This window comes from Streptomyces sp. CNQ085 (genome assembly GCF_022614595.1).
Taxonomy (GTDB): Bacteria; Actinomycetota; Actinomycetes; order Streptomycetales; family Streptomycetaceae; genus Streptomyces.
In genome coordinates, this window is record NZ_JAJFAU010000065.1 from 16,325 (window position 1) to 25,460 (window position 9,136).

At 72.4% G+C, this 9,136-nt stretch carries 8 protein-coding genes; all 8 read right to left on the reverse strand.

From position 1 onward, the window contains the following. Nucleotides 1-71: 71 nt before the first annotated feature. Nucleotides 72-563: a nuclear transport factor 2 family protein gene (locus LJ221_RS13140; protein WP_241716575.1), complete on the reverse strand. Its 492-nt coding sequence runs from the start codon at nucleotides 561-563 to the stop codon at nucleotides 72-74. Next, nucleotides 560-1,426, reverse strand: coding sequence for a dihydropteroate synthase (gene folP / locus LJ221_RS13145; RefSeq protein WP_241716577.1), 867 nt, complete (start codon nucleotides 1,424-1,426; stop codon nucleotides 560-562). The genes LJ221_RS13140 and folP overlap by 4 nt, the downstream gene beginning before the upstream one ends. A gap of 96 nt (nucleotides 1,427-1,522) precedes the next feature. Next, nucleotides 1,523-2,128 (reverse strand): GTP cyclohydrolase I FolE, encoded by a 606-nt coding sequence (gene folE, locus LJ221_RS13150; protein ID WP_241716578.1) that lies wholly within the window; start codon nucleotides 2,126-2,128, stop codon nucleotides 1,523-1,525. A gap of 151 nt (nucleotides 2,129-2,279) precedes the next feature. Beyond that, on the reverse strand, nucleotides 2,280-4,322 hold the full coding sequence (gene ftsH, locus LJ221_RS13155; protein ID WP_241716580.1) for an ATP-dependent zinc metalloprotease FtsH: 2,043 nt from the start codon (nucleotides 4,320-4,322) through the stop codon (nucleotides 2,280-2,282). A gap of 277 nt (nucleotides 4,323-4,599) precedes the next feature. Next, on the reverse strand, nucleotides 4,600-5,139 hold the full coding sequence (gene hpt / locus LJ221_RS13160; protein ID WP_241716592.1) for a hypoxanthine phosphoribosyltransferase: 540 nt from the start codon (nucleotides 5,137-5,139) through the stop codon (nucleotides 4,600-4,602). Nucleotides 5,140-5,175: 36 nt separating this feature from the next. Next, entirely contained in the window at nucleotides 5,176-6,348 is a 1,173-nt protein-coding gene (gene tilS, locus LJ221_RS13165; RefSeq protein WP_241716582.1) for a tRNA lysidine(34) synthetase TilS, read from the reverse strand. A 155-nt stretch (nucleotides 6,349-6,503) separates the two neighbouring features. Next, entirely contained in the window at nucleotides 6,504-7,640 is a 1,137-nt protein-coding gene (locus tag LJ221_RS13170; RefSeq protein WP_241716584.1) for a zinc-dependent metalloprotease, read from the reverse strand. A 91-nt stretch (nucleotides 7,641-7,731) separates the two neighbouring features. Then, nucleotides 7,732-9,136, reverse strand: a 1,405-nt coding sequence (gene dacB / locus LJ221_RS13175) for a D-alanyl-D-alanine carboxypeptidase/D-alanyl-D-alanine-endopeptidase (protein ID WP_241716586.1), incomplete at its 5' end; no start/stop codon positions are given.

The following is a 9,136-nucleotide window of genomic DNA, read 5'->3' on the forward strand; positions in this document are numbered from 1 at the left end:
GGTGGGACGGGTGCCGGTTTCGGCCGGCGTCCGTCCCACCGGACACGAGGGCCACTCTCTCAGACTGGTGCTCAGAGCACCGTCCCGCCCTCCCCGTCGACGCCGTCGGTCTTCTCGTCCCCGCCCTCCTCGTCCTCGTCCTCGACGAGGACCGGGGAACCGTGGTGGGCCCACACCCGCCACCGGCCGTCCTCCGCCCTGCGGAAGACGTTGGTGGCGACCACCAGCCCGCCGACCAGGGGTCCGGCCGAGCCGTCCTCCTCGGCGGGGCCACCGCTGAGGATGTTCTCGGTACAGGTGACCAGGGCGGTGTCACCGGCCACGGAGACCTCGACATCGGTCAGGAAGAACTGGATGTACTCGGTGTTGGCCATGATCAACGCGTACGAACGCAGCACCTCGTCGCGTCCGGTGAGCACCGGCCAGCCAGGATGCACGACGCTGATCTCGCCGCCGAGCCAGCTGTCGGCCAGGGCGTCGAGATCGCCGCGCTCCACCGCGTCGTACAGCGCGGCGTTGGCCGCCTCCACGGCCTCGGCGTCCGTGCGGGCCTCTCCGCTCACCTGGCTCCCTCCAGGGCCCGGGCCACCCGGACCGCGTCCGCGCTCGCCCGCACCTCGTGCACCCGTACCGCCCAGGCGCCCTCGCGCGCCACGAGCGCCGAGACCGCGGCGGTGGCCGCGTCCCGTTCTCGGGCCGGCGGCGTCTCGCCGCCGTCGCCCGCCAGCACCCGGCCCAGGAACCGCTTCCGGGAGGCCGCGACCAGCACTGGCCGTCCCAGCTCCCGGCGCAGCCGGGCGGTGGCGTCCACCAGAGCCAGGTCGTGGGCGGCCTGTTTGGCGAAGCCCAGCCCGGGATCGACGACGATCCGCTCGGGGGCGATCCCGCCGGCCACCGCCCGGTCCACGGCCTCGCGCAGCTCGCCGATCACCTCGGTGACGGTGTCGGTGTAGACGGCACGGTCGTTCATGTCGATGCTCTGACCGCGCCAGTGCATCACCACGTACGGCACATCGGCGGTGGCGACCATCGGGACCATGCGCGGGTCCGCGCGCCCGCCGCTGACGTCGTTGACCAGCCGGGCACCGGCCTCCACCGCCCGCTCGGCGACGGACGCCCGCATGGTGTCCACACTGATCACCGCACCCTCGCGGACCAGTTCGCGGACCACCGGGATCACCCGGCGCAGCTCCTCCGCCTCGTCCACGCGGGTCGCGCCGGGCCGGGTGGACTCGCCGCCCACGTCGATCAGGTCGGCGCCCTCGGCGACCAGGGCCAGACCGTGCTTGACCGCGACCCCGGTCTCGAACCAGCGGCCTCCGTCGGAGAAGGAGTCCGGCGTGACGTTCACCACGCCCATGACCGCGCACCGGTCCCATGCCGGCAGCCCGGTCACTTCCCCTCGGGGGACGCGCAAGGTACTCATGCGCTCCAGCGTAGGCGTTCGGTGGGTGCCTCCCCGCCACCGCCCCGTCGGGCGGCACGTGACCGGGCGCCCTGCCTGCCGACGGTCAGCGGGCGATCAGCGGGCCATGATCAGGCTCATCGCCTCGGCGCGGGTGGCGGGGTCACGGAGCTGGCCGCGGACCGCGGAGGTGATGGTCTTGGCGCCGGGCTTGCGAACGCCGCGGACCGTCATGCACATGTGCTCGCACTCGATCACCACGATCACGCCGCGCGCCTCCAGGATCTCCATCAGCGAGTCGGCGATCTGCGTCGTCAGACGCTCCTGGACCTGGGGACGGCGGGCGAAGACCTCCACCAGCCGGGCAAGCTTCGACAGGCCGGTGATCTTGCCGGAGTCGGCCGGGATGTAGCCGACGTGCGCCACTCCGTGGAAGGGCAGCAGGTGGTGCTCGCAGGAGGACAGCAACTCGATGTCCTTGACCAGCACCATCTCGTCGTGGCCGAGGTCGAAGGTGGTGGTCAGCACGTCCTCGGGCCGCTGCCGCAGTCCCGCGAATATCTCCCGGTACGCCCGGGCCACCCGGGCCGGGGTCTCGCGCAGGCCCTCGCGGTCGGGGTCCTCGCCGACCGCGATGAGCAGTTCCCGTATGGCGTTCTCGGCACGCTTCTCGTCGAACTCTCCGACGGAGCCCTCGCCCTCCAGCGTCACCGGGTCGATCATGTGGTCCTCTTTCTCGATTGCGGTGGCGAAAAGCCGCGCCCCTCCGGTAGTCCCGCCGCGCCCCTCCGGTAGTCAACCGGAGGGGCGCGGCGGGCATTCCTGGGGCTCCCCGCCACCGGCCCGGGGGCCGGCGCCTGAGCGGGAGCCTCGGTCAGTTCTCCGGCCTGGGCTCGTCGGACGGCAGGCGGGTCTCCTTGGAGAGCGCGGTGTCCGTCGGGCCGATCTCCTTGCCCTTCTCCTGGCCGGGCTGCCTGCCATTGGTCAGGGCCAGCTCCTTGGGGGTGGAGACCGGCGGGCGGGTTGAGGGCATCCGGCGTGCGGAGCCCGTCCAGGCCGGGCGCGGCGGGCGCTTGACGATCGGCCGGAAGATCTCGGCGATCTCCTCCTTGCCGAGGGTCTCCTTCTCCAGGAGGGCCAGCACCAGGTTGTCCAGGACGTCCCGGTTCTCGACGAGGATCTCCCACGCCTCGTTGTGGGCGGTCTCGATCAGCTTCTTGACCTCCTCGTCCACCAGCCCGGCGACCTCCTCGGAGTAGTCGCGCTGGTGGCCCATCTCCTTGCCCAGGAAGGGCTCGGAGTTGTCGGAGCCGAACTTGATCGCACCCAGCCGCTCGGTCATGCCGTACTGCGTGACCATGGCACGGGCCGTGGCGGTCGCCTTCTCGATGTCGTTGGCGGCGCCGGTGGTCGGGTCGTGGAAGACAAGCTCCTCGGCCGCGCGCCCGCCCAGCATGTACGCGAGCTGGTCGAGCATCTCGTTGCGCGTGGTGGAGTACTTGTCCTCGTCGGGCAGGACCATTGTGTAGCCCAGCGCCCGGCCGCGGGAGAGGATGGTGATCTTGTGGACGGGGTCGGAGTTCGGTGAGGCCGCCGCGACCAGGGCGTGACCGCCCTCGTGGTACGCGGTGATCTTCTTCTCCTTGTCGCTCATGATCCGGGTCCGCTTCTGCGGTCCGGCCACGACGCGGTCGATCGCCTCGTCCAGGAAGTGGTTGTCGATCAGCTTCTTGTCGCTGCGCGCGGTGAGCAGCGCGGCCTCGTTGAGCACGTTGGACAGGTCCGCGCCGGTGAAGCCGGGAGTGCGGCGGGCGACCGCGGACAGGTCCACGTCGGGCTCCATCGGCTTGCCCTTGGCGTGCACCTTGAGGATCTCCAGGCGGCCCTGCATGTCGGGGCGGTCCACGGCGATCTGCCGGTCGAAACGGCCCGGGCGCAGCAGCGCCGGGTCGAGGATGTCCGGGCGGTTGGTGGCGGCGATCAGGATGACGCCGCCCTTGACGTCGAAGCCGTCCATCTCGACCAGCAGCTGGTTCAGCGTCTGCTCGCGCTCGTCGTGGCCGCCGCCCATGCCGGCGCCGCGGTGGCGGCCGACGGCGTCGATCTCGTCGACGAAGACGATCGCCGGGGCGTTCGCCTTGGCCTGCTCGAACAGGTCACGCACCCGCGAGGCGCCGACGCCGACGAACATCTCGACGAAGTCGGAGCCGGAGATCGAGTAGAACGGGACGCCCGCCTCGCCCGCGACGGCGCGTGCGAGCAGCGTCTTGCCGGTGCCGGGCGGGCCGTAGAGCAGCACGCCCTTGGGGATCTTCGCGCCGACGGCCTGGAACTTGGCGGGCTCCTGGAGGAACTCCTTGATCTCGTGGAGCTCCTCGACCGCCTCGTCCGAGCCGGCGACGTCCACGAAGGTCGTCTTGGGGGTGTCCTTGGTGATCAGCTTCGCCTTGGACTTCCCGAAGTTCATCACCCGGGAGCCGCCGCCCTGCATCTGGTTCATCAGGAACAGGAAGACGATCACGATCAGCACGAACGGCAGCAGCGAGAGCAGCATCCCGAGGAACGGGTTCTGCTTCTGCGGCGAGACGGTGTAACCGTCCTCGATCTGCCCGTCCTGGTACTTGGACTGCAACTGCTTGGCCAGGTCGACGCCCTGGTCGTCGATGTAGCTGGCCTTGATCTTGTCGCTGTCCTCGATCGTCGTGCCCTCGGTGAGCTCGACCTTGACGGTCTGCTCATCGCCGGTCGTCAGCTCGGCGGACCTGACCTTGTTCTCGTTGATCGCCTGCACGACCTGGCCGGTGTCCACCGTCTTGTAGCCGCCGGACGAGCCGACGACGTTCATCAACACGACCACGGCGAGGGCGGCCAGCACGATCCACATGACGGGACCACGGAAGTAGCGCTTCACGTCCATCCACACGGGGCGGCACGCGCCCCGTCCCTCCTGCCACAGTGAGGCACCGCGACCTCGGGTGAGATCGCCTGTGCGTACGGTGTATTACTCCGGCTTGCTCGGCCTGCGAACGGATTGCCCCGACGGACCGACCTTCGGACGGTACCCCAGGATCACGGCCCGAAGCACTGCCGAGGCGGGCGCCGCCGACGGACGGGGAACATCCCCGTCCGCCGGTTTCAACGCCGGGGGACCCCCCGAACGTTCCCGGACGGCGCACCGGGTCCGCCCGGGCCCCTCAGCCTCCGTAGACGTGCGGTGCCAGCGTCCCCACGAACGGCAGGTTGCGGTACTTCTCCGCATAGTCCAGCCCGTAGCCGACGACGAACTCGTTGGGAATGTCGAAGCCGGCCCACTTCACGTCGATCGCCACCTTCGCCGCCTCCGGCTTGCGCAGCAGGGTGCAGACGTTCAGCGAGGCGGGCTCGCGCGAGCCGAGGTTCGACAGCAGCCAGGACAGCGTCAGGCCGGAGTCGATGATGTCCTCGACGATCAGGACGTGCCGCCCCTTGATGTCGGTGTCCAGGTCCTTGAGGATGCGGACCACACCGGAGGACTGGGTGCCCGCGCCGTAGGACGACACCGCCATCCAGTCCATGGTGACCGGTGAGGACAGAGCACGGGCGAGGTCCGCCATGACCATCACCGCGCCCTTGAGGACCCCGACCAGGAGCAGGTCCTCGCCCTCGTACTCCGCGTCGATCGCCTCCGCCAGCTCGGCCAGCTTCGCGTCGATCTCTTCCTTGGTGATGAGCACCGACTTGAGGTCGGCGCCCATGTCCTTGTCGTCCACCCTGCTGCTCTCGGTCGGGGATCACACTTGCCGGATGACCAGTGTGCCACCCTGCCGTCGGGCGGCCACCCTGCCCGGCAGGCTGATGGCCCGCTGACCGTGCCAGCCGGTGACCAGCCGGTCCACCTCCTCGATGTGGCGGGCGAACAGCGAGCCCGCCGGGGAACCGGCCGCGACCGCCGCACGGCGCAGCACGCGCCGGCGGACGGCGGGCGGCAGGGCGCCGAGCCCAGCGATGTCGAGGGCCGATCCGGACCTCCCCGTGAGATCCGTGACATTCACGGCGTCGCCGGTGTCGCCGCCTCCGCCGCCCTCCCCCCGGGGCGCCCGGGACGGCAGGGAGCGCGAGGACGGCGGGGAGTGCGGAAGCTCCGCGCGGACCTTCCGTTCGGCCTCGCGGGCCCAGGCGTCGAGGGCGTCGGCGTCGTCCCGCGAGAGCTGCGCGGTGCGGGCCAGGGCCTCGACCACACCCCTGCCGAGCGCCTTCTCCAGGGCCGGCAGGGCGTCGTGACGCACCCGGGAGCGGGTGAAGGCCGGATCGGCGTTGTGCGGGTCGTCCCAGACCGGCAGCGACTGCACCATGCACGCCTTGCGCGTGATCTGCCGGTCCACGCCTAGGAACGGCCTCAGATAGCGGTGCCGGATACCGTCACGGCCGGCCGGCGAGCCGGAGACGGCGGCCATTCCGGAGAGCGAGCGGGCGCCGGAGCCCCGGGCCAGGCCGAGCAGCACCGTCTCGGCCTGGTCGTCGCGGGTGTGGCCGAGGAGGACCGCGACGGCGCCGAGGCGGTCGGCGGCCTCGTCGAGGGCGGTGTAGCGGGCGGTGCGGGCGGCGGCCTCGGGACCGCCGTCGCGGCCGACGGCCACGGTGAGGGCCTCGGCCGGTTCGAGGGAGAGTTCGGTGAGACGGGAGACGACCTCCCGGGCCCGGTCGCCGGAGCCGGGCTGCAGGCCGTGATCGACGGTGAGGCCCCCGGCCCGCAGGCCGAGACGGGGGGCCTCGAAGGCGAGGGCGGAGGCGAGCGCCATCGAGTCGGCGCCGCCGGAGCAGGCGACGAGTACGAGCGGAGGGCGCCGGTGCGAGGCGGAGGGGCCGACGGGGGCCCGGGGGCCGGCGGGAGCGTCCTGGAGCACGTCGCGGAGGATGCGGCGAACCGCCAGGCGTATCGCGGCGACCGCGGGGTGGGGACCCATGTCCGTTCACTTCCTCGGGGAGTCGTGGCCGCGCAGTCGATGACTACGCTGGGTGCTTCGATGGTGACAGAGAAGAGCCGTATCCCTGAGCATCGCACGCGCGCCGACCGGCCACGGTCCCTCGCAAGAGTGAATGTCTCGGCGTTCGGCGGTCATCAGTCCGCTTTCCGGTGCACCCTCGCGATCCACTCCGACGGAGCGGCGATCTCCGTCCTGGTGGGCAGTGTGTTGGGGGATGTCCACACGCGGTTGAAGCCGTCCATACCGACCTCGTCCACCACCGCCCGCACGAACCGCTCGCCGTCGCGGTACTGCCGCAGCTTGGCGTCGAGGCCCAGAAACTTGCGCAGCGCCTGGTCAAGACGGCCCGCGCCGGCCGCGCGGCGCTTCTGGAACTTCTCGCGGATCTCCGCGACCGACGGGACCACCTGGGGCCCGACACCGTCCATCACGTAGTCCGCGTGCCCCTCCAACAGCGACATCACGGCGGTGATGCGGCCGAGGACCTCGCGCTGCGCCGGGGTCTGCACCAGCTCGACGAGGCTGCGTCCTCCCTCCTGCTCCCCGTCGTCCCCGGCTTCCGGACGGCCGCTCCCGGCCAGCGACTGGAACGCCTCGCGCAGCCGCTCCAGCAGCGCGGAGGGCTCCATGTCGGTCTCTCCGAGGAAGGCGTGGATCTCCCCCTCGATGTGGTCCCGCAGCCACGGCACGGCGGAGAACTGGGTGCGGTGGGTCTCCTCGTGCAGGCACACCCACAGCCGGAAGTCGTGCGGGTCGACGTCCAGTTCGCGCTCGACGTGCACGATGTTCGGCGCGACCAGCAGCAGCCGTCCACCGCCCTCGCCCGGAGCACCCGGCAGATCGCGGGTGGGTGGGGCGAAGGTCTCGTACTGGCCCAGGACGCGTGAGGCCATGAAGGACAGCAGCATCCCGACCTCGACACCGGTCACCTTGCCGCCGACCGCGCCGAGCACCGCGTTGCCGGGGCCGCCGTCGCGCCTCGCCCGCATCTTGTCCAGCAGGGGCGACAGCAGCTCGCGGAAGCCCGCCACGTTGGCCCGGATCCAGCCGGGCCGGTCCACGACGAGCACGGGGGTGTCCGCGGCGCCGTCGGGAGCCATCCGCGTGAAGCCGCGCACGTGCTCCTCGGCCGCCGAGGCGTGCCGCCGCAGCTCGGCGACGGCCTCCCGCGCCTCCTCACGGCTCACTTCGGGCCCGGGCCTCACGAGCCGGGTCGCGGTCGCCACCGCGAGATTCCAGTCGACCATCTCCACACCACCGAGGCTCGTCATGACTTCACCGTACGTGCCGGTGCGCCCGAACGGGAGCGGACGGGCGCCCGGGCAGGAGTGCCCGCGGGGACGGCCCTTCACGCCTGCCCGGTCAGCGGCAGCCGCAGTTGGCCAGGGTGGCGGCGAGGCGGTCCAGGGCCTCGTGGGCGCCCTGGCGGTCGGTGGTGCCCGAGGCCGTGAACGCGAAGGCCAGGAGTCTGCCGTCGGCGTCCACGACCGTGCCCGCCAGGGTGTTGATCCCGGTCAGGGTGCCGGTCTTGGCGCGGACCAGCCCCGCGCCGTTACGGGTCGCCTCGTCGTCGTAGCGACCGCCGAGTGTGCCGTTGAAGCGGGCCACGGGCAGTCCCGTCAGCACGGGACGCAGCTCGGGGTGGGCGGGGTCGGCCGCCAGGACCAGTAGGCGGGCCAGCAGGCCGGCGGAGATCCGGCCGGACCGGTCGAGCCCGCTGCCGTCGGCGAAGCGGGCGCCCTTCAGCGGCAGCGCCCGGCCGTGTCCGGCCAGCTGTGCGCGCACCGCGCGTCCGGCGCCGGAGAAGCTCACGGGCTCCCCGTGTGCCACGGCGGTCTGCCGGAAGAGGGCCTCGGCGATGTCGTTGTCGCTGTGGAGCAGCATCCGCTCGACCAGTTCCGCCAGCGGCGCGGAGCGGTGGACGGCCAGCTCCTCGGCGCCCTCGGGCGCTTCGCGGGCACGCCCGGGGCTTCCCGGGTGCCCGACGTCGACACCGCGCTCGCGCAGGCGGTCGGTGAAGACCTCGGCTGCGTCCCGTGCCGGGTCGTCCGAGCGGGGGGCGGGCCCTCGGGTGCTGTCGTCGAGGCGGCCCTCGTTCACCATCAGCGCGCTGACCGGCGCGATGTTCTCGTTCGGCCCGATCGGATGGCGGGCGGGTCCGGAGTAGAGCGAGGTGTCGTAGGCCGGTTCCGCCCGTTCCACGCCGCGCTCCCGCAGCTTCCGGGCGGTGGTGTCGGCCAGCCGTCGCAGCGCGGCGGGGGTGACCGTGGGGTCGCCGCCGCCGACCAGGAGGACCCGCTTCCCGTCCGCGTCCCACACCACCCGGGTGGGGATGCGGTGGTCCGGCCCGAGGGCCGACAGCGCGGCGACCCCCGTGGCGATCTTGACGGTGGAGGCGGGTGTGACGCCCCGGCCGGCCCTGGCGGCGTACAGCTCCCGGCCGGTGGTCACGTCCATCACCGAGGCGGTGCGGAGCGTGCCCAGGGTCCCGTCCTCCAGCAGCGGCTGGAGGGCGTCGGCGAGTGCGGCGGGGGCGGGCGCCTCGCCCGGGCTCGGCACGGCCCGCTCCGCCCGGCCGCCCCGGTCCTCCTCGGCGCCCGCCCCGGCGGGCGCGGGGCCCAGCGCGGTGAGCACCTCGGCGGCACTGGGCGCCGGGGAGAGACCGCCCGCGGGGCCCGCTCCGGTGTGGTCCGCGCCGCCGCGGCGGTCCCAGGAGGCGGCGCGGACCCGCTCGGCCGTACGCTGACCGGAGTCCCAGGGTCCGGTG

Coding starts and splice junctions, on each gene's coding strand:
- folE (WP_241716578.1), bottom strand. CDS start 2,128: ATGATCGACCCGGTGACGCTGGAGGGCGAGGGCTCCGTCGGAGAGTTC.
- LJ221_RS13170 (WP_241716584.1), bottom strand. CDS start 7,640: ATGACGAGCCTCGGTGGTGTGGAGATGGTCGACTGGAATCTCGCGGTG.
- folP (WP_241716577.1), bottom strand. CDS start 1,426: ATGAGTACCTTGCGCGTCCCCCGAGGGGAAGTGACCGGGCTGCCGGCA.
- tilS (WP_241716582.1), bottom strand. CDS start 6,348: ATGGGTCCCCACCCCGCGGTCGCCGCGATACGCCTGGCGGTTCGCCGC.
- hpt (WP_241716592.1), bottom strand. CDS start 5,139: ATGGGCGCCGACCTCAAGTCGGTGCTCATCACCAAGGAAGAGATCGAC.
- ftsH (WP_241716580.1), bottom strand. CDS start 4,322: ATGGACGTGAAGCGCTACTTCCGTGGTCCCGTCATGTGGATCGTGCTG.